21 protein-coding genes and 1 pseudogene are annotated in these 23,039 nt (G+C 75.3%); 8 read left to right on the forward strand and 14 right to left on the reverse strand.

Annotated elements, in window-relative coordinates; translation table 11 throughout:
• Nucleotides 1-119 precede the first annotated feature (119 nt).
• The 4 genes from ACI78S_RS23570 to ACI78S_RS23585 all read right to left on the reverse strand — a co-directional run bounded on the left by ACI78S_RS23570 (nt 120) and on the right by ACI78S_RS23585 (nt 5,417).
• Nucleotides 120-2,582, reverse strand: coding sequence for an FtsX-like permease family protein (locus tag ACI78S_RS23570; protein WP_456977412.1), 2,463 nt, complete (start codon nt 2,580-2,582; stop codon nt 120-122).
• Nucleotides 2,583-2,588: 6 nt separating this feature from the next.
• On the reverse strand, nt 2,589-3,362 hold the full coding sequence (locus ACI78S_RS23575) for an ABC transporter ATP-binding protein (RefSeq protein WP_456977413.1): 774 nt from the start codon (nt 3,360-3,362) through the stop codon (nt 2,589-2,591).
• 175 nt (nt 3,363-3,537) lie between these two features.
• A complete protein-coding gene (locus tag ACI78S_RS23580; RefSeq protein ID WP_456977414.1) occupies nt 3,538-4,218 on the reverse strand; it encodes a response regulator in 681 nt (226 codons plus the stop codon).
• On the reverse strand, nt 4,215-5,417 hold the full coding sequence (locus ACI78S_RS23585; RefSeq protein ID WP_456977415.1) for a sensor histidine kinase: 1,203 nt from the start codon (nt 5,415-5,417) through the stop codon (nt 4,215-4,217). Before ACI78S_RS23585 ends, ACI78S_RS23580 begins: the two co-directional genes overlap by 4 nt.
• Nucleotides 5,418-5,507: 90 nt before the next feature.
• On the opposite strand from ACI78S_RS23585, the gene ACI78S_RS23590 reads away from it, so the two are divergent.
• Nucleotides 5,508-5,642 (forward strand): hypothetical protein, encoded by a 135-nt coding sequence (locus ACI78S_RS23590; protein ID WP_456977416.1) that lies wholly within the window; start codon nt 5,508-5,510, stop codon nt 5,640-5,642.
• Here ACI78S_RS23590 and ACI78S_RS23595 read toward each other — a convergent pair.
• Complete coding sequence (locus ACI78S_RS23595) at nt 5,639-6,928, reverse strand: Rieske 2Fe-2S domain-containing protein (RefSeq protein ID WP_456977417.1); 1,290 nt, start codon at nt 6,926-6,928, stop codon at nt 5,639-5,641. The genes ACI78S_RS23590 and ACI78S_RS23595 overlap by 4 nt on opposite strands.
• A gap of 144 nt (nt 6,929-7,072) precedes the next feature.
• On the opposite strand from ACI78S_RS23595, the gene ACI78S_RS23600 reads away from it, so the two are divergent.
• Nucleotides 7,073-7,447: a DUF485 domain-containing protein gene (locus ACI78S_RS23600; RefSeq protein ID WP_456977418.1), complete on the forward strand. Its 375-nt coding sequence runs from the start codon at nt 7,073-7,075 to the stop codon at nt 7,445-7,447.
• Nucleotides 7,440-9,071, forward strand: coding sequence for a solute symporter family protein (locus ACI78S_RS23605; protein WP_456977419.1), 1,632 nt, complete (start codon nt 7,440-7,442; stop codon nt 9,069-9,071). Before ACI78S_RS23600 ends, ACI78S_RS23605 begins: the two co-directional genes overlap by 8 nt.
• A gap of 180 nt (nt 9,072-9,251) precedes the next feature.
• Here the strand turns inward: ACI78S_RS23605 and ACI78S_RS23610 are convergent, their stop codons facing one another.
• From ACI78S_RS23610 to ACI78S_RS23625, 4 genes are all read right to left on the reverse strand, one after another.
• On the reverse strand, nt 9,252-10,112 hold the full coding sequence (locus ACI78S_RS23610; RefSeq protein WP_456977420.1) for a manganese catalase family protein: 861 nt from the start codon (nt 10,110-10,112) through the stop codon (nt 9,252-9,254).
• Nucleotides 10,113-10,446: 334 nt separating this feature from the next.
• Nucleotides 10,447-10,899, reverse strand: a complete 453-nt coding sequence (locus ACI78S_RS23615; RefSeq protein ID WP_456977421.1) for a hypothetical protein — start codon at nt 10,897-10,899, stop codon at nt 10,447-10,449.
• A gap of 458 nt (nt 10,900-11,357) precedes the next feature.
• Nucleotides 11,358-11,933, reverse strand: coding sequence for a DUF6318 family protein (locus ACI78S_RS23620; RefSeq protein ID WP_456977422.1), 576 nt, complete (start codon nt 11,931-11,933; stop codon nt 11,358-11,360).
• 109 nt (nt 11,934-12,042) lie between these two features.
• The gene (locus ACI78S_RS23625; RefSeq protein ID WP_456977423.1) at nt 12,043-12,771 is read right to left on the reverse strand and encodes a sensor histidine kinase; all 729 of its coding nucleotides are present in this window, start codon (nt 12,769-12,771) and stop codon (nt 12,043-12,045) included.
• An 80-nt stretch (nt 12,772-12,851) separates the two neighbouring features.
• On the opposite strand from ACI78S_RS23625, the gene ACI78S_RS23630 reads away from it, so the two are divergent.
• From ACI78S_RS23630 to ACI78S_RS23640, 3 genes are all read left to right on the forward strand, one after another.
• Entirely contained in the window at nt 12,852-13,517 is a 666-nt protein-coding gene (locus ACI78S_RS23630; RefSeq protein ID WP_456977424.1) for a response regulator, read from the forward strand.
• A 63-nt stretch (nt 13,518-13,580) separates the two neighbouring features.
• On the forward strand, nt 13,581-14,681 hold the full coding sequence (locus ACI78S_RS23635; protein WP_456977425.1) for a saccharopine dehydrogenase family protein: 1,101 nt from the start codon (nt 13,581-13,583) through the stop codon (nt 14,679-14,681).
• The gene (locus tag ACI78S_RS23640) at nt 14,678-15,901 is read left to right on the forward strand and encodes a glutamate mutase L (protein ID WP_456977426.1); all 1,224 of its coding nucleotides are present in this window, start codon (nt 14,678-14,680) and stop codon (nt 15,899-15,901) included. The genes ACI78S_RS23635 and ACI78S_RS23640 overlap by 4 nt, the downstream gene beginning before the upstream one ends.
• Here ACI78S_RS23640 and ACI78S_RS23645 read toward each other — a convergent pair.
• Both ACI78S_RS23645 and ACI78S_RS23650 read right to left on the reverse strand, forming a co-directional pair.
• Nucleotides 15,885-17,360 (reverse strand): PH domain-containing protein, encoded by a 1,476-nt coding sequence (locus ACI78S_RS23645; RefSeq protein ID WP_456977427.1) that lies wholly within the window; start codon nt 17,358-17,360, stop codon nt 15,885-15,887. The genes ACI78S_RS23640 and ACI78S_RS23645 overlap by 17 nt on opposite strands.
• A complete protein-coding gene (locus ACI78S_RS23650) occupies nt 17,357-17,866 on the reverse strand; it encodes a PH domain-containing protein (protein WP_456977428.1) in 510 nt (169 codons plus the stop codon). The genes ACI78S_RS23645 and ACI78S_RS23650 overlap by 4 nt, the downstream gene beginning before the upstream one ends.
• A gap of 58 nt (nt 17,867-17,924) precedes the next feature.
• Between ACI78S_RS23650 and ACI78S_RS23655 the strand changes: the two genes are divergently transcribed.
• A complete protein-coding gene (locus ACI78S_RS23655; protein WP_456977429.1) occupies nt 17,925-18,254 on the forward strand; it encodes a rhodanese-like domain-containing protein in 330 nt (109 codons plus the stop codon).
• Nucleotides 18,255-18,294: 40 nt separating this feature from the next.
• On the opposite strand, the gene ACI78S_RS23660 is transcribed toward ACI78S_RS23655, so the two are convergent.
• Both ACI78S_RS23660 and ACI78S_RS23665 read right to left on the reverse strand, forming a co-directional pair.
• Nucleotides 18,295-19,905: a long-chain fatty acid--CoA ligase gene (locus tag ACI78S_RS23660; protein WP_456977430.1), complete on the reverse strand. Its 1,611-nt coding sequence runs from the start codon at nt 19,903-19,905 to the stop codon at nt 18,295-18,297.
• Nucleotides 19,906-19,937: 32 nt separating this feature from the next.
• A complete protein-coding gene (locus ACI78S_RS23665) occupies nt 19,938-20,612 on the reverse strand; it encodes a DNA alkylation repair protein (protein ID WP_456977431.1) in 675 nt (224 codons plus the stop codon).
• Nucleotides 20,613-20,942: 330 nt separating this feature from the next.
• Here ACI78S_RS23665 and ACI78S_RS23670 point away from each other — a divergent pair.
• A pseudogene (locus ACI78S_RS23670) lies at nt 20,943-21,623 on the forward strand (glycosyltransferase); the annotation flags it as partial.
• Nucleotides 21,624-21,800: 177 nt separating this feature from the next.
• On the opposite strand, the gene ACI78S_RS23675 reads toward ACI78S_RS23670, so the two are convergent.
• Entirely contained in the window at nt 21,801-23,009 is a 1,209-nt protein-coding gene (locus ACI78S_RS23675) for a cytochrome P450 (RefSeq protein ID WP_456977432.1), read from the reverse strand.
• Nucleotides 23,010-23,039: the final 30 nt, after the last annotated feature.

Consider the following 23,039-nt stretch of genomic DNA (forward strand, 5'->3'; position numbering starts at 1 on the left):
GGGGGGCGCCGCCGGGGCGAGGCCGGCGGGGCGCGCCGCCCCCGCCGCCCCCCCCCCCCCCCCCCCGGGCCGGACCACGAGCCGCGGCCGGCTCCGGGGCAGGGGAGCCGGCCGCGGTCTCAGCCGGCGATCGCCGCCACCGGGGCGGTCCGGGCCGCCCGGCGGGCGGGCAGCACCGAGGCCAGCAGCCCCGCCAGCGTGGCGACGGCGACGATCGCGGCGACCTGCAGCCAGGGGACGCTGAGGACCACCTCGCCGACGCCGCCGAGCACCGAGGCGGTGCCGATCAGCCCGTACGCGCCGCCGAGCAGCACGCCGAGCACCGCCGCCACGCCGGCCACGAGGGCGGCCTCCCACGCCAGCAGCCCGCGCAGCTGCCCGCGGGTCAGACCGAGCGCCCGCAGCAGCCCGTTCTCCTGCCGCCGCTCCACCACCGACAGCGCCAGCGTGTTGCCGACGCCGATCAGCGCGATCAGGACGGCGATGCCCAGCAGCCCGGTGACCACCAGCAGCAGCACGTCGAGCACCTCGGTCAGCTGGTCGCGCACGGTCACGATGCCGCTGACCCGGGCCGACGGGGCGAGGCTGCCGGTCACGTCGGTGACCCGGTCGACCGTCGCCACCTGCCGGTCGGGGTCGGCCTCGGTCAGCCGCAGCCACAGCTGGTCCACGCCGGCCTCGGGCGCCAGCGTGCGCAACTGCGCGGCGGTGAGCAGCAGCGGCTGGTCGCCGTCCACGACGCGGGCGGCGAGGGCGAGCTCGCGTCCGCCCTGCGCCAGGGGCACCGTGCCGCCGTCCACGACCCCCCAGGAGTCGGCCTGCCACTGCGGGACGACCGCCTGCCCTGGCTCGGGCAGCACGACCTTGTCGGTCGACCGCAGCACCGTCTCGACGTCGGCGACGTCGACGCCCTGGACGTACCAGGGCTCGCCGTCCGGCCCGAGCACCTCGGCGGCGAGCACCGGCGTCCCGCCGACGACGCCGTCGACCTCCTCGAGCGAGCCGAGCAACCCCTGCGGCAGCGTGCCGTCGACGCCGGCGACGACGACGTCGGCGGGGAACTCGGCGTCCAGGCCGGCGGTGGCGGTCGCCTTGGTCGACGCGGCACCGACCACCATCGCGCTGGTCAGCGTCACGCCGATGAGCAGCGCGGTCGCGGTGGCCGCCGTCCGGCGCGGGTTGCGGGTGGCGTTGCCCGCCGCCAGCCGCGCCGGCACGCCGCCCAGCCGCCCGGCCAGGCGCCCGGCGCCGGCGACCACCGGCGGGACGGCGCGCTGGGCGAGCAGCACGATCCCGAGGAAGCTCATCGCCCCGCCCGGCAGCGCGATCAGCACCTGCGCCATGAGCACACCGACCGCCATGAGCGCCGCGCCGGGCAGCAGCAGGAGCAGGCCGAGGACCAGCCGGAGCACGCCGGGACGGGAGCGCAGCGGCGCCCGGTCGGTGGGGCGGAGGGCGGCGAGCGGGGCCACCCGCGTGGCGGCGCGGGCCGGCGCCAGCGCGGCCAGCACGGTGACCGCCGTCCCGACGAGCACGCCGACGGCGATCGCGTACACCGGCACGTCGAGCCCGGACAGCGGCACGGGGGAGTCGACGTCGCCGGCGACCGCCGAGACGGCGCCGGCCAGCCCGGTGCCCGCCGCCACGCCCAGCGCCGAGGAGACCAGGCCGGTGACCACCGCCTCGCCGAGCACGCTGCGCCGCACCTGCCGCGCGGTGGCGCCGACGCAGCGCAGCAGCGCCAGCTCGCGGGTCCGCTGCGCCAGCAGGACGGCGAAGGTGTTCGCGATGACCAGGCCCGCCACGAGCACCGCGACGGTGCCGAAGACCAGCAGCACCGCGGCCAGGGCGGTGGCGTTGCCCATCATGGCCGCCGCGGCCTCCACCGCCTGCTCGGTGCCGGTGCGCACGGTGACGGCGCGGCCGGCGAGGGCGGCGGCCACGTCGGCGCGGACCTGCTCGGCGGAGGCGCCGGGGGCGGCCGCGACGCGCAGCTCCGTGGGGTCGACGGCGCCCCACGCCCGGGCCTGGGCGGGCACGACGAAGGCCCGCGCGTAGAGGCCGGCCTCGGGGTCGCCGCGCAGGTCGACGATGCCGGTCACGGTGACCTGCTCCGTCGTCCCGGCGCCGTCGACCGCCACGGTGAGCACGTCGCCGACCTCGGCGCGGGTGCGCTCGCTGACCGCGACCTCGCCGGGGCGGTCGGGCAGGACGCCGGCGGTCGTCTCCTGCCAGCGCAGGGCGGGGTCGTCGGCGACGGTGTCGACGAACAGGTACTGCGCGCCGCCGCGGCGGGGGACGCCGGCCTGCACCGACGTCTGCCAGGCCGGGTCGACGGCCCGCACCGACGGCAGGCCCTCGAGCGCGGGCACGTCCGGGGCGAGCGAGCGGCCGTCGTCGGAGGTGACCACGGCGGCCGTGTCGACGTAGCGGGCGCCGACCCCCTCCAGGACGGTGGTGCGGGTGGTCTCGTTGAGCACGAGGGTGGCCACGACGAAGCCGACGGCGACGACGACGGCGAGGGTCGAGGCGACCAGCCGGGCGGCGTGCGCGCGCAGCTGGGCGAGGAGGACGCGACGCACGGCGGCTCAGGCCCCCAGCCCGCGGAGCGCGTCGAGCACCGACTCGGCCGTGGGCCGCAGCAGCTGGCCGGCCAGCCGCCCGTCGGCGATCAGGACGACGCGGTCGGCGTAGGCGGCGGCGGACGGGTCGTGGGTGACCATGACGACCGTCTGGCCGGTCTCCTTGACGCTGGAGCGCAGCAGGCCGAGCACCTCGGCGCCGGCGCGGGAGTCGAGGTTGCCGGTGGGCTCGTCGGCGAAGACGACGTCGGGCCGGGGGAGCAGGGCGCGGGCGATCGCCACGCGCTGCTGCTGCCCGCCCGAGAGCTCGTGCGGCCGGTGGCGCAGCCGCTCGCGCAGGCCGAGCCGGGCGATGACGGCGTCGAGCCAGGCGCGGTCCGGGCGCAGGCCGGCCAGCTGCATGGGCAGGGTGATGTTCTCCAGCGCGTCCAGCACCGGCAGCAGGTTGAACGCCTGGAAGACGAAGCCGATCCGCTGCCGGCGCAGCGTGGTCAGCTGGTCGTCGCGCAGGCGGGTCAGCTCGGTGTCGCCCAGCCACACCTGACCGGCGGTCGCGGTGTCCAGGCCGGCCAGGCAGTGCATGAGCGTCGACTTGCCCGAGCCCGACGGGCCCATGATCGCGGTGAACTCGCCGCGGGCGAACTCGACGTCGACGCCGGCGAGGGCGTGCACGGCGGTCTCGCCGCTGCCGTAGGTCTTGCGCAGCCCGACCGCGCGGACGGCCGCCGTCACGGGCGGGGCCGGCGGTTCACCGGGGACGGTCAGGACGGGGACGGACACTTTCTCGGACCTCCAGGCACGGGAACGACAACGCTGCTCACGCTGCCGGTCCGAACCGTCACCGCGCGTCGGAGCGGAGGCCGATCTCGACGTCATCCCCCGGTCGTACGTGGGCTTTCGGTACCGCCCCGCCGTCCTCCGGGCTTTCGGTACCGAAAGCTCGGAGCGCGAGTGCCTAGGCGTCGCGGAGGAGGTCCGCCGGCTGGACGAGGCCGGTGCGGTAGGCGAGGACGACGGCCTGCACGCGGTCGCGGGAGCCGGTCTTGGCCAGCACCCGCCCGACGTGGGTCTTCACGGTCGCCTCGCTGACCACGAAGTGCTCGGCGATCTCGGCGTTGGTCGCCCCGTAGGCCATCTGCACCAGCACCTCCCGCTCGCGCGGCGTGAGCTCGGCGAGCTGGTCGGCCACCGGGGCGGGGGCGGCGCCGCGCAGCATCGGCGCCACGTGCTGCAGCAGCCGCCGGGTGGACGACGCCGCGATCACCGAGTCGCCGGCGTGCACCGTGCGGATCGCGCCGAGCATCTCCTCGGGCGGGGCGTCCTTGAGCAGGAACCCGCTCGCGCCCGCCCCGATCGCGGCCACCACGTACTCGTCGAGGTCGAACGTCGTCAGGACGACCACCCGCGGCGCCTCGCGCAGCGCGGTCACCTGCCGGGTCGCCTCGATGCCGTCGGTACCCGGCATGCGCACGTCCATGAGGACGACGTCGGCCGGCGTCCGCCGCAGCAGCTCCACCGCCGACGCGCCGTCCCCGGCCTCGCCGACGACGGTGAGGTCGGCCTGCGACTCGATCACCATGCGGAAGCCGGCGCGCACCATCTGCTGGTCGTCGACCAGCACCACCCGGATGGTCACGACCCCGGACGGTAGGACGCGGCACGGTAGGGCAGGACGGCGGAGACGCCGAACCCGCCGCCGTGCCGCGGCCCCGCCTCCAGCCGGCCGCCGTGCAGGTGCGCCCGCTCCAGCATGCCGCGCAGGCCCTGCCCGGCGCCGTCGGAGCCGGCCATCGCCGCCGACGCGCCGCGGCCGTCGTCGATGACCGACAGCTCGAGCGCGTCCGACCGCCACTGCAGCCGCACCCACGCGCGGCTGGCCGGGCCGGCGTGCTTGAGCACGTTGGTCAGCGACTCCTGCACGATCCGGTAGGCGGCCAGCTGCGGACCGGCCGGCAGCGGCTGCGGCTGGCCCTCCTCGAGCAGGTCGACGTCCAGGCCGCTGGCCCGCACGTCCTCGACCAGGCCCTTGACGGCGGCGACGTCGGGCTGCGGGGCGTACTCCTGCCGGCCGTCCTCGCGCAGGACGCCGAGCAGCGCGCGCATGTCGGTGAGCGCCTGCCGCCCCGTGGCGGCGATCTGCTCCAGCGCGCCGGTCGCCTTGTCCGGGTCGGTGCGCCCGGCGTAGAGCCCGCCGTCGGCCTGGGCGATGACGACCGACAGGGAGTGGGCGACGACGTCGTGCAGCTCGCGGGCGATCCGCGCCCGCTCGGCGGTGGCGGCCAGCCGCATCTCCTGGTCGCGCTCGAGCTCGAGCAGGCGGGCGCGCTCCACCAGCGCGGCGACCCGCTGGGCGCGGGCCCGGCGCAGGTTGCCCAGCGCCCAGGCCGCGACGACGGTGATCCCGCCGGCGAGCACCGAGCCGACGAGCGCGTCCCCGGCGTCGTGGCTGTAGTACGCCAACCCGGCGAGGAGGGCGCCGAGCAGCCCGAGCCCGAGCCCGGCGCGGGCGGCCCAGCGCGGGGCGTAGGCCGCCAGCGCGTAGATCATCAGCGGGGCGGCGACGTCGGCGAGGACGAGGTACGGGAGGGCCACCAGCTGCAGCAGGCCGACCACGGTGACGACGGCGGCCGCCGGGACGGGTGCCCGGCGGCGCCAGGCCAGCGGGGCGGTGAGCAGCAGGCCGAAGAAGGCCGCGGTCCCCTCGGCCTGGTAGTAGGAGCCGGCCGGCAGCAGCACGGTGACGAAGGCGACCGCCGCGGCGATCGCGACGTCGACGCGGAACGGGTGGGCGCGCAGCCGCGCCGTCAGGCGCTCGAGGGCAGGGGTGCGCTCCATCGCCGACGACACTAGGCAGCGCGGGGAGGCGTGTCGTCGTCCCGGGGGATGACGCGCGCCTCCGACCGCGGTCGGAGGCACACTGTGCTCGTGGACGAGCCCGAGCCCGACGGCGACCCCGCCTGCTGGCTGCACCGCGTCTGCCCCGAGTGCGGCCGCCTGGCCGACGAGGACCCGCCGACCCGGTGCCCCGGCTGCGGAGCGGAGATCCCCGGGGAGGGTTAGGCGGCGGCCCGGGCCCGCCCGGCCACCCGGAAGTCGCACAGCGCCCGGCGCAGCGCGACGCCGAGGCGGTCGGCGGGGACGTGCAGCTCGTCGCGCATCGCCAGGGGCAGCCCGGTGCCGGCCGCGCGGGCCTGCAGCCGGAGCTCCTCGGCGAGGACCTCCTCCTCGCGGGCGACCTCCGCGGCCACGGTCGCGGGGCTGGGCAGCGGCAGGCCGGGCGGGGAGGCCAGCAGCAGGCAGGAGTAGACGCGGGTGGAGTCGGCGTCCTCAGGTTGCAGGAGGAGCAGCACCGCCGTCGCGGCGCCGGTGTCGAGCAGGTCCAGCCGCCGGCGCAGCTGGAACGGCGCCCGGAACACGTGGGTGGCGCGCCGGCGCAGCGGCCGCCCACCGGTGGGGTCCTGCGGGTCGTCGAGCCACTGCTCCTGCACGCCCTCGAAGCCGCCGGGCCGCGCCGTGACGTCGACGGCCGGCACCGCCGGCCGCTCGGCCGCGCCGGACGTCCCGGCGTGCACGAACGGGACGTGCGCCCCGTCGAGGAAGGCGTCGGCGAGCGGGCCGGCCGGGCAGGTGGAGCGCACCGGGGTCAGCCAACCGGCCACGAACCGGCGGTCGCGGGCCTCGGGCACCTCGAGGGGCACGTCCCTCGGCTCGGCGGGCGCCAGCCACACCAGCCCGAGCCGCTCCCGGACGCCCCACGCCGGCGGGTCGACCTCCAGCCCGTCCGGCGTCCGGCGCAGCATCCAGGTGCGGCCCAGCAGCCGTACCTGCAGCCAGCCGCCGGGCCGCAGCTCGCGGGAGAGCGCCACCGGGTGCCAGGCGTGCTCCAGCGACGGGTCGAGGTTGCCGAAGACGGGGCCGGGCGGCGGTTCCGGTACCGGGGCGGGCTCGGGCGCCGCGCCGCCCCGGGGCGGGCAGCGCTCGCTCGTCGGTGCCGGGGCGATCCAGACCCAGCCGCCGCGCTCCTCGACGGCCCACGGGACGGCGAGGTCCGCCCGCGGCGGCGGGGTGCCGTCGGGGCCGAGCGAGGGGATGTCGACGCAGCGGCCCTCCGCGTCGAACTGCCAGCCGTGGTACGGGCACCGCAGGCGGCCCTCGACGACGGTGGCGGCGGCCAGCGGGACGAGCCGGTGGGGGCAGTGCGCCGGGAAGGCGCTGACCTCACCACCGGGGCGCAGGCGGACGACGACGTAGGGCCTGCCGTCGGCGCCGACCGGGACCGGCGTCGTCCCCACCTCGCTCGACCGGGCCACGGGGAACCAGGCGGTGGTCCTCTTCGCGACGGCCATGACCCATTGCACCGGCGGCGCGTTCCCGAGGCGTTACGCCCGCCGAAAGGTTTCGCAACGGAACGGACTCGCTGAGCTGCGGACTGCCGGGTCGGGGCCTACGGTGACGCCGATCACACAGCTCTCTCCTAGGAAGGCTGCCCCGTGACAGAACCAGCAGAACGGCGCCTGCTCACGCCGGAGGAGTACCTGGAAGCCCAGCGCTCGCCGGAGTTCCAGGAGTTGAAGCGGCGGTTCTTCCGCTTCGCGTTCCCCATGACCGTGGCGTTCCTCGCCTGGTACCTGCTCTACGTCCTGCTCTCCACCTACGCGCCGAGCGTGATGGAGACGCGGGTCTTCGGCAACGTCAACCTCGGCCTGCTGCTGGGCCTCGGCCAGTTCGTGAGCACCTTCCTCATCACGCAGCTGTACGTGCGGCACTCGGCGCGGTCGACCGACCCCATCCGCGACGAGATGAACGAGCGGCTCGCCCACCACGAGTTCGCGCACGGCACCGACGAGGGGGCGACCCGTGCCTGACGTGCTCGCCGCCGAGGAGACGATCGGCAGCCCGGCGATCAACATCTCGATCTTCGGCGTCTTCGTCCTCATCACGCTGGTCATCACGTTCCGCGCCAGCCGGGCCAACAAGAGCGCCACGGACTTCTACGCGGCCGGCCGCACCATCGCCGCCCAGCAGAACGGCCTGGCGATCGCCGGTGACTACCTCTCGGCCGCCTCGTTCCTCGGCATCGCCGGCGCCATCGCGGTGTACGGCTACGACGGCTTCCTGTACTCGATCGGCTTCCTCGTCGCCTGGCTGGTGGCGCTGCTGCTGGTCGCGGAGCTGCTGCGCAACACGGCCCGCTTCACCATGGCCGACGTCCTGGCCTTCCGGATGCGCCAGCGCCCGGTGCGCACGGCCGCGGCGATCTCCACCCTCGTCGTGTCGCTGTTCTACCTGCTGGCCCAGATGTCGGGCGCCGGCGGCCTGGTGACCCTGCTGCTCGGGGTCACCGGCGAGGCGGCGCAGGCCGTCGTCGTGATCCTGGTCGGCGCGCTGATGATCATCTATGTCCTCGTCGGCGGCATGCGCGGCACGACGTGGGTGCAGGTCATCAAGGCGACGCTGCTCATCGCCGGGGCGCTGGTGATGACCCTGTGGGTGCTCGGCGAGTTCGGGTTCAACCTCTCCGCCCTGCTCGGCGGCGCCGCCGACAGCGCCGGCGAGCAGGTGCTGGCCCCCGGCGCGCAGTACGGGCTCACCGACACCTCGAAGCTCGACTTCGTCTCGCTGGGTCTGGCCCTGGTGCTGGGGACGGCGGGCCTGCCGCACGTGCTGATGCGCTTCTACACCGTGCCGACGGCGAAGGACGCCCGCCGCTCGGTGGTCTGGGCGATCTGGCTGATCGGCATCTTCTACCTGTTCAGCCTGGTGATCGGGTACGGCGCCGGCGCGCTGGTGGGTCCCGAGCGCATCCTCGGCGCGCCGGGCGCGGTGAACGCGGCGGCGCCGCTGCTGGCGTTCGAGCTGGGCGGCACCGTGCTGCTCGGCATCATCGCCGGGGTCGCCTTCGCGACGATCCTCGCCGTGGTCGCCGGCCTCACCATCACCGCGTCGGCGTCCTTCGCGCACGACGTCTACGCCAACGTGATCAAGCGGGGCCAGGTCTCGCCGAACGGCGAGGTGAAGGTGGCCCGGGTGACGGCGATCGTCATCGGCGCGGTCTCGATCGGGCTGGGCATCCTGGCGCTGCAGGCGGGTCTGAACATCGCCTTCCTGGTGGCGCTGGCCTTCGCGATCGCGGCGTCGGCCAACCTGCCGACGATCCTCTACTCGCTGTTCTGGAAGCGGTTCAACACCCAGGGCGCGCTGTGGTCGATCTACGGCGGGCTGATCTCCTGCGTCGGGCTGATCATCTTCTCGCCGGTGGTCTCCGGGGCGCCGGTCAACCCGCAGACGGGCAAGTCGACCTCGCTCATCCAGGACGTCGACTTCTCGTGGTTCCCGCTGAACAACCCGGGCCTCGTGTCGATCCCGCTGGCGTTCTTCCTCGGCTGGCTGGGCACGGTGCTGTCGAAGGAGCGGGACGAGGCGAAGTTCGCCGAGCTGGAGGTGCGCGCGCTCACCGGCATCGGCGCGGAGAAGGCCGTCGAGCACTGAGCTCACGGCCATGATCAGGTGAGCTGATCCCGGAGGGTCCTGCCGCACGTCGCAGCGTGGGGTAGGACCCTCTGCCGTGGGGGAGGGCGGCGGTCCGGCCGCTCCCGGGACCGCTCGCGGCGGAGGGGCAGCCGGCCTCGTCGACCGGCTGCCCCTCCGTCGCGTGGGGACGGCGTCAGCTCACTTGAGCATGTCCTTGGCCTTCTGGATCAGGGACTGCCCCTGCATCTGCGGGGTCGGGAACAGGCGGGGGTCACCCGGCGGCAGGATCGGCGCGTCCGCGGTCGCCTCGATCGGGCGGGCGCTGAACTGGCCGCGACCGTCGATCGACGGGCCGCTGGCCCAGCGGCCGTTGGCCGCCTCGGGGCCGTCGGAGGCGTCGATGAAGACGTAGCCGAGGTCGCCGACCTCCTCCTCGAGCGGGAAGGCCTCGGGCACCGGGATGTTCTCCAGGCCGTCCTCCTTCAGCTGCTCGATCGCGGCCAGCCACTGCTGCTGGTGGTAGTGGTCGCGGGTGATCAGGAACCGCAGCATGTCCTTGACGCCCGGGTCGTCGGTCATGTTGTAGAGGCGGGCCACCTGCAGCCGGCCTTGCATCTCGGCGGTGGCGTTGTAGTGGAAGTCGGCCATGAGGTTGCCGCTCGCGGTGACGTACGCGCCGGTCCACGGGTTGCCCATGCTGTCCATGTAGCTGGCGCCCGCGCCGTTGACGATCGGGTGCTGCGGGTTGTGCTGGCCGTAGCCCGCGGCCGCCTCCTTGGTGCGGTCGGCCGAGTCGGGCTTGAGCGGGATGTGGTCGAGCAGCCGGTCGATCATCGTCACGATCATCTCGACGTGGGCGAGCTCCTCGGTGCCGATGGCGAGGAGCAGGTCCTTGTACTTGCCGGGCAGCCGGCAGTTCCAGCCCTGCAGCAGGTACTGGGTGGCGACGGTCATCTCGCCCCACTGACCGCCGAGGACCTCCTGCATCTTGCGGGCGAAGTCCGGGTCCGGCCCGTCGGGCTTGGCCTCGTACTGCAGGGCGTGGGTGTGCGTGAACACGGGCTCTCCTCGCGTCGTCGGCGACACCGCGGCGTGCGGTGACGACGCAGATCTGCCCGACCCCGGTGGCCTCCCGGTGCCGACCCATGGCCCGCGGGTGCCAAGTTGCGGTCGCTCCCGCGGTCCTCCCGGGGTCGACTTCGTGCTCATGGGGTCCTGCAGGGGGCTGGGAGCACGTGTTCGCCCCGCTCTTGCGGTCTTTCCCGCGCCGCTGCGGTGGTGCAGGACCGCGGGAGCGGGTGGAACACCGCAAGAGCGCCGCTCCCGGGGTCGACTTCGTGCTCGTGGGGTCCTGCAGGCGCCCGGGAGTGCGAGTTCGACTCCGGTAGCGGCCCTAGTCGTAGGGGTTGGTGAGGACGGCGCGAGCCTGGAGGACGGCGAAGGTGACCGGCTGGCCCTCGGTCGTCGTCGTACCGGGGACCTCGGCGCTGACGCCGCCGTTCACGCTGAAGGTCGCGCTCCAGGTGGTGGTCAGCGAGGCGGTGTAGGTGCCGGCCCGGTAGTCGTGCGTGATCGTGTGCTCCGGGTAGGGCGCGCCGGGGTGGTCGGTGGTCAGGTCGACGCCGTCGCCGGTGTGCCAGGTGAACGCGGTGGCCGTGGCGACGATGACGACCTGGAAGCCTCGGATGTCGACGGTGAACGTCTGAGCGGTCGGGCTGTCGGTCCAGAAGATCACGGGCAGGCCGACCAAGGCGTTACCTGGCGGCTGCTGGCGGGTGGCCAGTTGCGGCAGCGGCAGCGTCTGGAAGTAGCGGTAGACCTCGCCCGGCGACGGCGGCGGATTCAAGTCCGTGACGTCGACACAGCCCGCGCCATCCGGCACCCAACCGCCGTAGCCTTGGCCTGTAGCGACGTCGTCCCTCGGCGCCAGGCCATCGATTTCTCTGCGGTCGGCCTGCGCTACTCGCTGGCGCGAAATCTCGTAGTAGCCGAGGACTCGGCCTTCGACCATGGGGCATGTCCCGAAGTCGCCTGGAACGCAGCCGCCAAGGACCTCGTCATCGTTCTGGCATGGCGTCAGTAACCGCCACCGATAAGGCATAGGCTCTGGCTGAACATTAGAGGCGGCTCGGAGGCCGCCCCCTTCTGGACTGACATATGCCGCAATAAGTGCCGATTGGCCGGTTGTGACCGTCGGCTCGCCGTCCGGGCATAGTCCGATGCATGCATGAGCGGGACCAGCGCTCAGTGTTGCCGCTGCTACAAAGCCGGCAGCGAGAATTAGTGCGCGAAGGCAAGCGCCTATCATGAAACTGCTACTTGTGTGACAATCCAGCTTCGAGTGGCCTTGTTCCAGTGGAGCAAAACAGAAGCGGAGACATCGAACTCTGGCTGTGCGCGTCCAGGAACGGATTGGCCCGATGCGTCGATCACGTCAAGGGCGGACTGTCGAACCCCGAGGTAGACCTCGGCTGAGGGGCCGGTGCGACTAACCTGCGCATCGCTGCCAACCAGAACCTCGCCGCCTACGAAGCGATGACCAGCTGCAGCCTCAGATTCGATGGTCTGGGCCAGGTTCGAGCAATAGGCGCAATCATGACTCAGCTCGCGAAGGGGGGACGATTCTAGGTTGTCGATCGCGTACCCGGTTAGAGCAAGGAAGTACTCGGCGGCGAGACGGGCGCCCTCATCGCTCTCCTCACGAGCTTCCTCGGGGACCGGGAAGTCCGGCGGGCCGAGGGGTTCGAGGGTCGGCGAGCTGGTCGTCTCCTCGGCGGTCGGCAGGGTGTCGTTGGCTTCCTGCTTGCTCGAGCAGCCGCTGACGAGCACGGCACTCAGCGCCAGACCGGTCAGGAAGCGCAGGGTCCACCGCCGCCGCACCGTCGTCCTCCCCGTCGATCACCCACCGGTTGCGGGGAGACTACGCAGGTCACCAACCCGGCGGCACGGATCCTGTGGATACCGCACGCCGATCACGCGATGGGGTGAATCAGCGGTCGGGGAGCTGGACGACCAGGGTGAGCGAGGCTCCGTCGTCCTCCCAGAGCACCCGTCCGCCGAGCTCGCGGCTCTGCCGCTGCACCGACCACAGCCCGAGGCCGGTGAGGTCCGCCGGGGGCCGCTGCTGGGCGAGGTGGTCGGCCACCCGGTCGGCGGCGAGGCCGGCCTGGGTCAGCGCGATGTGCACCCAGCCGCACCGCCGGGTCACCGACAGGCGCACCGCCGCGCCCCCGCCGTGCCGGTGCGCGTTCTCCAGCAGGTTGGTGACGATCCGCTGCACCCGGGCGTCGGCCACCTCCACCTCACCGGCGTCCCCGTGCACCACGACCGTCAGCTGCGCGGCGGGCAGGCCCGACGCCGCGACCGACGCCTGCAGGACGTCTCGCAGCCGTCGCAGCCCGGGAGCCCGGCGGGTGGCCCCGCCCGTGGCGTCCGCCGTCCGCAGCATCGACGACAGGTGCGCCGTCTGGGCCCGCGCCAACCGCAGCAGCTCGGCCCGTTCCTCCGGCGCCCGGTCCAGCGAGCCGAGCGCCATCTCCAGCGCGGCCAGCGGGCTGCGCATGTCATGACACAGCGCCCGGACCAGGGCATCCTGCGGGGTGGGGCTCTCCTCCCGCGTGCGGCGAGCGCGTGGAAGATGGGCCTTGAGCACGTGCGCAAGGTCGAGCAGCAGGCCTCGGGAGCGCATCGCCGCAGGGGTGTCGGCCGCCAGGGTCATGGGCACCTCGCCGGGTGGAGAACCGGTCGGCAGCCGTGCCGACCGACGGGGGTGACGTGGGAGTGGACGAGCCCGCGGCCGTGACGCAGCACGGGGCCCCGGTGGACGTGGTGGTGGTCGACGACCACCCGCTCTTCAGCCGCGGCTTGGCCCTGCTCCTGCACGGAGTCAGCGACGGGCGCGTCCGGGTCGTCGGGACGACGGACGACGCCTCCGCCGCCGCCGCGCTCGTCCGACGGCACCACGCCGACGTCGCGCTCGTGGATCTTCACATGCCGCCGCCGGGTGGCGCACGCGCGATCGCGGCCATCCGCCGCGCCGACCCGATGGTGCGGGTGGTGGCGCTCTCCGGGCTGGCCGAGTCCGACGCCGCGCTCGAGGCCCTGCGCGCCGGCGCCGCCGGCTTCCTGCCCAAGACCGCCGACCCCGAGAGCCTGATCCGCCCGCTGCTCGCCGTCCTCGACGGCTGGTCGGTCGTGCCCGAGCCCCTGCTGCGCGAGCTCCTCGAGGCCGCGCCCTCCGGCGACGAGGGCCTCGTCGGACGGCTCAGCAGCGACGAGCGCCGGCTCTGGCGGCTGGTCGCCGACGGCGTGAGCACCGTCGACATCGCCACCACGCTGCACGTCTCCGAGCGCACCGTGAAACGCCTGGTCGCCAACCTGCTGCGCCGCCTGGACGTCACCACCCGCGTCGAGGCGGCGGCCCTCGCCGGGCGCGTCGGTCTGGGCAGGGAGGGGGCGCGCTGACCCGTTCCGGCTCCTCATCGTTCCGCGCTCTACCCCTGCCGACGCCCGGATAAGGTCCGCCGGGTGAGTTCACGGATCGTTCTGCTCGGGGCCACGGGCTACACCGGCGCCCGGACGGCGGAGGCGCTGGTCGCCCGCGGCGCCGAGCCGGTGCTGGCCGGCCGGAGCACGGAGAAGCTCACCGCGCTGGCCGAGCGCCTCGGCGGCCTCGACACGGCCCGCGCCGACGTCACCGACCCGGCGAGCGTGCGGGACCTGCTCGGCCCCGGCGACGTCCTCGTCACCACCGTCGGACCGTTCCTGCAGCTGGGCGAGGCCGCGCTCACCGCCGCCGTCGAGGCGGGCGCCGTCTACCTCGACTCCACCGGCGAGCCGGCCTTCGTGCGCCGGGTGTTCGACGAGTTCGGCCCGCGCGCCCGGGCCACCGGCGCCACGCTCGTGCCGGCGTTCGGCTTCGACTACGTGCCGGGCAACCTCGCCGGCGCGCTCGCCCTGGAGGAGGCCGGCGACCGCGCCCACCGGGTGGACGTCGGTTACAGCGTGCAGGGCACCTCCGGGCAGGCGTTCTCCCGCGGCACCATGGTCTCGGCGGTGGGGGTGCTGCTCGAGCCCGGGTTCGCGTTCCGCGACGGCCGCCTCACCCCCGAGCCGGCCGGACGGCGCACCTGGCGGTTCCAGGCCGGCACCCGCAGCCGGCTCGGCCTCTCGATCGGCGGCTCGGAGCACCTCACCCTGCCGCCGCTGGCGCCCACGCTGCGCGAGGTCGGCGTCCACCTCGACTGGTTCGGGCCCGCCACGGGGGTCCTCCACCGGCTGTCCCCGGCCGCCGCGCTGGCCGCCCGCGTGCCGGGCGCGACCCGCGGCATGGGGCGCCTGGCGCAGGCCGTCGGCCGCCGGGTCGGCGAGGGCCCGTCGGACGCCAGCACCGCGAACGCCCGCACGGTCACCGTGGCCGAGGTCCGCGACGCCGCCGGCGCCCTCGTCAGCCGCGTCGTCCTCGAGGGACCCGAGCCGTACGGCTTCACCGGCGCGATGCTCGCCTGGGGCGCCACGGCGGCGGCGCGCGACGGCGTCCGCACCACCGGCGCCGCCGGCCCGGTGCAGGCGTTCGGGTCGGCCGAGCTCACCGCCGGCGCGGCCGGGGCGGGCCTCCTCCGGGCGTGAACGCCGTCGCCTGCGTCGACATCGGCAGCACCTTCACCAAGGCCGCGCTCGTCGGCCTGCCCGACGGCGAGCTGCTGGCCACCGCCCAGGCGCCCACCGGCCTCGACGACGTCGTGCACGGGGTGCTCGCCGCCACCGCGGGCTGGGACGCGCCCGTGCTCGCCTGCTCCAGCGCCGGCGGCGGCCTGCGGCTGGCCGTGGTCGGCTACGAGGAGCTGATCAGCGCCGAGGCCGGGCACCGGGCGGCGCTGTCGGCCGGGGCGCGGGTCGTGCACGTCGCCGCCGGCCGGCTCGACGACGCCGCGCTGGCCGCGCTCGACGCGGTCGCCCCCGACGTCGTCCTCCTCGTGGGCGGCACCGACGGCGGCGAGGCCGGCGTCCTGCGGCACAACGCCGCGGCCCTGGCGCGTGCGGACGACCCCGTCCCGGTCGTCCTCGCCGGCAACGCCGCCGTCCGCGACGAGGTGGCCGCCGTGCTGCGGGACGCCGGCCTGCCGGTCGTCGAGGCGGGCAACGTGCTGCCCGACATCGGCCGGCTGGAGCCGGAGTCGGCGCGGACGGCGATCCGGGCCGTCTTCCTCGAGCACGTGATCGGCGGCCTCAAGCTCTCCACCGACCCGCGGCTGCGCTCGTGGGTGCGCGCGGTGACGCCCGACGTCGTCCTGGAGGGCGTGGCCGTGCTGGCCCGCGCCGCGGAGCCGCCCGGCGTCGTCGTCCTCGACGTCGGCGGCGCCACCACCGACGTCTACTCCGTCCCCGACCCCGACGCCGAGCAGGCCGTCCTCGGCCGCGAGGCGGTGGGCGTGCCCGCCCGCCGGCGCACGGTGGAGGGCGACCTGGGGGTCAGCTCCGGCGCCGACGACCTCCGCCGGGCCGCGCGCGCGGAGGGCCTGCCCGACCCCGGCGACGACCCGACGGCCATGGGCGTGGCCGCGGCCACCGTCGCGCTGCGGCGGCATCTGCGCGCCGAGGCCGCCTACGGCCCGGGCGGCGCCAGCGCCCGCGCGGCCGGGCTCGTCGTCCTCTCCGGCGGGGTGTTCCGGCACGCCGCCGACGTCGACGCCGCGGTCGCCGGCATCGCCGCCGATGCCGGGGGCGCGGGCAGCGTCCTCGCCGGCAGCCGCGTCGTCGTAGACCGGCGCTACGTGCTGGCGGCCGCGGGCCTGCTCGCCGCCGAGCACCCGCGCGCCGCCGCCCGGCTGGTCAGCGGGCTGGGCTGAACGTCGTCGCCCACGTGCCGTCGGAGGCCGCGGCGGTGAAGGCGGCGACGTCGTCGGCGGCCATGTCCACCGCGGCGTAGCCGCCGCTGCCCGCGCCGACGCAGGCGAGCACCGTGGCCAGGCCCGCCCGCCGCTGGAAGACCGACTGCCGCACGCTCCAGCCGACGACGGCCCGGCGCTGGAGCACCGCCTGCTCGCGCACCAGCCAGCCGCCGCGCACGCTGAACGCCCCGCCCGCCACCGCGTGGCCCAGCGAGGCGTACCGGCCCAGCCCCAGCGGGACGCCGAGCACGGTGAGCACGGCGCCCACGACGAGCAGCCACCACCAGCCGAGCACCGGAGTGACGCCGGCGCCGGCGGCCAGCACCACCAGACCGGACGCCACCGCGCGCACCAGCCGGCGGCGGCGGGCGGCCGGGGGGTGGCGGGTGAGCGGGTCGGGGACCTCGACCAGCCGCCGGGCCAGGACGACGGCCTCGGCGCGGGGTCCCAGCGGCAGCAGCTGGCCGCGCCGCGCGGCGTCGCCGAGCCCGGTGACCAGCGCGCTCACCCGCGCCGCCCGCACCAGCCGCATGCCGAGCCCCTCCGACAGGGTGACGCCCCGGATCCGGTCGACCTCCAGCTCGGTGTGCCGCCGGGTGACCAGCCCGCGGACGGCGACCAGCGACCCGCCCCGGCGCACCAGCCGGAAGCCCCAGTTGACGACGGCGGCGCCCACCACGGCGCCGGCGGCCAGCAGCACCAGCGCGACGCCGACCGCGATGGCCACCACCCGGCCGTCGACGGCGTCGATGCCGGGCAGGTCGGGGGTCAGGCGCGCGGGCAGCTCGTCGAGCAGCCGGAACAGCGCGCCCAGGGCGGCCATCGGCAGGACGAGGTAGCTGCCCACCAGCGGGGCGTACAGCAGCCACTTGTTCTCGAACCGGGCGAACTCCTCCTCCGCCGGTTCGGGGGCGGGCGCGGCCGGGTCCTCCGCCGCGGGGGCGACCGGCCGGCGGGCGATCAGGTGGACGCGCAGCCGGTCGCCCTCGGCGCGCGGCACGCCGTCGAGGACCACCTCCTCGTCCTTGCCCGCGGCCCCGGCCGCCGCGTCGATGCGCACCCGCACCAGCCCGAAGACGCGGTGCAGCACCGGCGCCTCGACCTCCACGCCGCGGATCCGGTCGTTGGGCACGGTGCGCACCGAGCGGGCGAGCAGGCCGCGGGTCACCACGACCGCCGTCGGGCCGTCGAGGTAGCTGAACCGCCACCACGACAGCGCGGCCGTCGCCAGGGAGACCAGGGTGACGCCGACGACCATCGCGACGACCGCCGGCGCCCCGCCGTTGAACCCGACCGCCGCGCCGAGCCCGATCGCGGCCGGCACGAACTGCCGCGCCTGGCGGAACGTGACGGTGTGCACGAGGACGATCCGCGGCGAGGTCCGCCGGCCCGGCACCACCGGGGGCGGTTGCGTCACGTCGCCTCGTCCCGCACCTGCTCGGCCCGCCGCGCGAGGTCCTCGGCCACCCGGTTGGCCACGTCCAGCTCGAGGTTGGGCACCCGCACGGTGCCCTGCGACGACGCCGTCAGCACGGCGACCGAGGCCAGCCCGAAGGCCTGCTGCAGCAGCCCGCGGGTGACGTCGACGGTCTGGATGCGGGCGATCGGCACCAGCGTCCAGGTGCGGGTGAGCCAGCCGGTCAGCGTGTAGACCGCCTCCCCGGTGACCTCCCAACGGTGCACCCGGTAGCGGACGAACGGCCGGATGCCGATCGCCATGACGGCGTACGCCACCGCCAGCGCCGGCACCAGCCAGCGCAGCAGCGGCAGCGGGCCGCCCTCGGCCGGGACGAACAGCAGGAAGGCCGCGACGAGGACGGCGTTGAACAGCGTGCCCAGGATGCCCTCGGTGACCCACAGCCAGATCGCCGAGCGGGACAGCGGCCAGGCGGGCATGCGGACCGGCGGCGGAGCGGTGGTCATCGCCGCCCATCCTCGCAGCGCCGTGGCGCCGGGCGGCCGATGCATCATGGGACGCGTGATGCCGATGCAGGTCCCGACCGTGCCCGCCGCCGAGGTTCCCGAGGACGCCGTCGTCCTCGACGTGCGCGAGGACGACGAGTGGGTGCACGGCCACATCGAGGGCGCCACCCACATCCCGATGGGCGAGGTCCCCGCGCGGCTCGACGACGTCCCCGAGGGCGACCCCGTCTACGTCACCTGCCGCATGGGCGGGCGCTCGGCGCGGGTGGCCGCGTGGCTGAACCTGAACGGCTACGACGCGGTCAACGTCGGCGGGGGCATGGGCGAGTGGGAGGCGGCCGGCCGGCCCATGGTGAGCGAGACCGGCCGGCCCCCCTTCGTCCGGTGACGCGGAGCGGATCCGGGCGAGCGCGGATCCACCCCGGTCCCTAGAGCTGGTACTCGGCGAAGCGGGCGCGGAGGTCCTTCTTCGAGAACTTGCCGACGCTGGTCTTGGGCACCTCGTCGATGAACTCGACGGCGTCGGGCAGCCACCACTTGGCCACCTTGGGCTGGAGGAACTCGAGGACCTCCTGTGCGGTGAGCTGCTCGCCCTCCTTGACCACGACGCACGCCAGCGGGCGCTCGTCCCACTTGGGGTGCGGGATGCCGACGACGGCGGCCTCCTTCACCTTCGGGTGGCTCATGAGCACGTTCTCCAGGTCGACCGAGGAGATCCACTCGCCGCCGGACTTGATGAGGTCCTTGGTGCGGTCGGCGATGCGGATGGAGCCGTCGGTGTCCATGGCGGCGACGTCGCCGGTGCGCATCCAGCCGTCGTCGGTGCTCAGCTGCACACCGGCGTCGGGGTTGTAGTAGTCCTTGGCGCACCAGGGGCCGCGGACCTGCAGCTCGCCGGTGGCCGAGTCGTCCCACGGCTGCGGCTCGAGGGTCTCGGCGTCGACGATCCGGGCCTCGACGCCGAACAGCGGGATGCCGGCGCGCGCCCGGCGGTCGGCCTTCTCCTCGTCGGAGGCGTCCTCGAAGCGGCGCTGCAGCACCCCGGACGACGCGACGGGCGAGGTCTCGGTCATGCCCCAGGCCTGCAGGATCGGCAGCCCGACCTGCTCGCGGTAGGCCTCCGACAGCGCCTTCGGCACCGCCGAGCCGCCGCAGCCGATGTCGCGCAGCTTGTGCGGCTTGCCGGCCAGGTGCGGCAGGACGCCCTGCCAGATGGTGGGCACCCCCGCGGTGAAGGTGACCCCCTCCTCGACGATCAGCTTCGCCAGCGCCTCCGGCTGCATCATCGGGCCGGGCATCACCAGCGAGGCGCCGGCGGCGGGCGCGGCCTGCGCGATGCCCCAGGCGTTGGCGTGGAACATCGGCACCACCGGCATGGCCACGTCGCGCACGCTCAGACCGAACGCGTTGGGCGCGTTCACGGCCATGGTGTGCAGCACGGTCGAGCGGTGCGAGTAGACGACGCCCTTCGGGTTGCCCGTGGTGCCGGACGTGTAGCACATCGAGGCGGCGAGGTTCTCGTCCGTCACGTGGAAGTCCACCGGCTGCGCCTCGGCCAGCAGGGTCTCGTAGTCGTGCACCCGGGGGTCGTCGGGGATCTCGTTGCTGCCGCCGTCGTCCATGACCACGACGTGGTGCACGGTCTTCATCGTGTCGATGAGCGGCCACAGCAGCGGCAGCACGCTGCGGTCGACGAAGACGACCTCGTCCTCGGCGTGGTTGGCGATGTAGGTCAGCTGCTCGGGGAACAGCCGGATGTTGAGCGTGTGCAGGACCCGGCCGGTGCACGGGGCGGCGAAGTAGAGCTCCAGGTGCCGCTGGCTGTTCCAGCCGAAGGTGCCCACCCGCCCGTCGCCGCTGATGCCGAGCGCGTCGAGGACCCCGCCCAGCCGGCGGGTCCGCTCCGCCCACTCGGCGTAGGTCACCCGGGTGACCCCGTCGGGCCCGTTGGTGGCGATCGTGGCGTCGCCGTAGTGCTGCTCGACGTGCCGGAAGATCGAGTCGATGGTGAGGGGGAAGTCCTGCATCAGGCCGCGCATGGCCGCATCGTGCCAGTGACGCCGCTCACCCTCTACCGGTGAGTACGCCGCTGCAGCTCGCGCAGGACGTCGGTGCCGACCCAGCGGGCGCCCCGGCCTCCTGCCCGCAGCTCGTGCGCCGTCTCGACGGCCCGGTCGCGCAGGGCGGGGGAGCGCTTGCCGATCTGCCGCAGCGCCCAGCTCGCCCCCTTGCGCACGATCGGGCGGTCGTCGTCCCCCTGCTCGGCCACGGCGCGGAGGAACGGCTCGAACCGGTCGTCGCCGGCCCGCTTGTCCGACACGGCGAGCCCGGCCATCGTGGCGAACCCGGCCCGCTTGACGAACGGCTCCTCCCGCCCGCTCCACTGCAGCGCCCTGTCCCACGCGAACGGGGTGTGCCGGACGAGGTTCTGGCAGAACTGGTCGCAGACGTCCCAGGAGTCGAGGTCCGCCGCCCAGGCGTCGAGCTGCGCGGCGTCGACGCGGTCGCGCTCCTCGACCAGGCCGGCCAGGATCCGCGCCTCGTGCACGCCGGAGGGCCACAGCCCGGCGGCCAGCTCGTGCGAGCGGCCCAGCTCCTCGGCCAGCGCCCGTAGCTCGGTGACGGTGACGCCGAGGGTGTGCGCGCCGCCGATGCCGTAGCGGGCCATGCCGTCCAGCCGCGACGGGTCGGCCAGCTCCCGCAGCCGGTCGAGGACCTCCGCGGCGTCCGGGTCCCTGCGGCGCATGGGCCGCATCGTGCCAGTGACGGGGCGGCGAGCTGCGGAGGAGGATCTCGGCGGTCAGGGAGGTGAGGGCCCGTGCGGTTCCTGGTGAGCAGCAACCCCGGGCTCGGGCACCTGCACCCCGTGCTGCCCCTGGCCCTCGCCGCGGCGGCGGCGGGGCACGAGGTGCGGGTCGCGACCGGCGCCGACCAGGTGGCCTGGGTCCGGCGGTGCGGGGCCGAGGCGGTCGCCGCCGGGCTGCGGCTGCCGGCGATGGTGGAGCGGGCCGACGCACGCGGGCTGGTCGGGCCGCAGCGGCCGCGGCACCTGTTCACCACGATCGCCGTCCCGCCCATGGCCGGCGACCTGCTGGCGCTCGTCGACGGGTGGCGCCCCGACGTGCTCGTCCACGAGGAGGGCGAGTACGCCGCGCCGCTGGTGGGTGCGCTGCGCGGGCTGCCGGTCGTCACCCACAGCTGGCCCTCGCCGGCCCGCTCCGCGGCCGGCCGGGAGCTCCTCGCCGAGCCGTTGCGCGCGGTGTGGGACGCCGCCGGTGCCGCCGGCCCGGTGCGCCAGACCGGTGGGCTGTACCTCGACGCCTGCCCGGCCCCGCTGCAGGTACCCGACGTCGACCGGCTCGGGGTCCCGGTCGTCACCGTCCGCCCCACCGCGTTCGACGGGCCGCCGGCGACCGCACCGGAGCTCGCCGCGCTGCCGCGGCCGGCGCTCTACGTGACCCTGGGGACGGTGCCCGCGTCGTCGCGGGTGGACCTGCTGCAGCACCTCGCCGACGCGGCCGCCGCGGTCGCGCCCGGCGTCGTCGTCACCACGGGGCCGCACCCGCCGCACGTCGTCCGGGCGGCGCACCCCGGGGTCCGGGTGGTGCAGTACGTCCCTCAGTCGCTGGTGCTGCCGCACGTCGACGCCGTCGTCTCCCACGGCGGCGCGGGGACCACCGCGGGCGCGCTGCTCGCCGGGCTGCCGCTGCTCGTGCTCCCGGGCGTCTCGCCGAGCCAGCGGGCCGGCGCCGAGCGGGTCGTGGCCGCCGGGCTGGGCCTGCGGCTCGAGCCGGACGAGGCCACGCCCGGCCGCCTCCCGGGCGTCTCGCCGAGCTGCTCGGGCGCCGCGACCTGCGGGACGCGGCGGGCGGGGCCGCGGCCGGCCTCGCGGCGCTGCCCGGGCCGGACGAGCTCGTCCCCCTGCTGGAGCGCGCTACGGCGTGAGGACGACGGGCAGCTCGGCCAGCCCGCGGATGACGAACTCCGGACGGCGCCGCGCGGCGCGGGCGAGCTCCAGCGACGAGGTGCGGCGCAGCAGCGCGCCGAACGAGGCCTGCAGCTCCACGCGGGCGAGCGGGGCGCCGATGCAGAAGTGCACGCCGGCGCCGAAGGAGATGTGGGGGTTGTCGGCGCGGCCGACGTCGAGGGTGTCGGGGTCGGCGAACACCGCGGGGTCCCGGTTGGCCGCGCCCAGCAGCGCGGCGATCTTCTGCCCGCGCTCGACGGTGACCCCGCCGACCTCGACGTCCTCGGTGGCGGTGCGCTCGAACAGCTGCAGCGGCGAGTCGAAGCGCATGAGCTCCTCGACCGCCGTGGGCAGCAGCGCCGGCTCCGCCCGCAGCCGCGCCTGCTGGTCGGGGTGCTCGAGCAGCGCAAGCAGGCCGTTGCCGCTGACGTTCACCGTCGCCTCGTGCCCGGCGTTGAGCAGCAGGATGCAGGTGGTGACCAGCTCGTCCTCGGTGAGCCGGTCGCCCGCGGAGTCGCGCACGGTGACCAGGTGGCTGACCAGGTCCTCGCCGAGGGCCTTCCGCCGCTCGGCGGCCAGCCCGCGCAGGTACTCGACGAACTCGGCGGCGGCGCGCTCGGCCGCCTGCTCCACCTGCTCGGTCCGGCCGTACTCGTACATCTTCACGATCGCGTTCGACCACGGCCGCAGCAGCGGGCGGTCGGCCTCGGGGACCCCGAGCAGCTCGGCGATCACGGCCACCGGCAGCTGCTCGGCCATGCCCGAGAGGACGTCGACGCCGTCCTCGCCGCCGGAGCGCTCCACCAGCCCGTCGACCAGCGAGTCGGCCAGCTGCTGCACCCACGGCCGCAGCCGCTCCACGTGGCCGCGGGCGAACGCGGCGCTGACCAGCCGCCGCAGCCGCGTGTGCTCGGGCGGCTCCATCTCGAGGATCGCGTTGCGGTGGATGAGGTTGAAATGGCCGAACCGCTCGGCCGGCTCCCTGTCGCGCCAGATCCGGCCCAGCCGGCGGTCGCGCAGCACCGCGTTCGACCCCGCGTGCGTGAACGCCAGCCACAGCCCCAGCCCGTCGTGCCACTGCACCGGCGCGGCCGCGCGGGCGCGGGCGAAGGAGGGGTAGGGGTCGGCGACGACCGCGGGGTCGGTCAGGTCGAGCGGTGCGGCGGCCACGGTCACGCCGAGGAGCGTAGGACTCCCCCTGCCGGC

The organism is Geodermatophilus sp. SYSU D00815 (genome assembly GCF_054050035.1).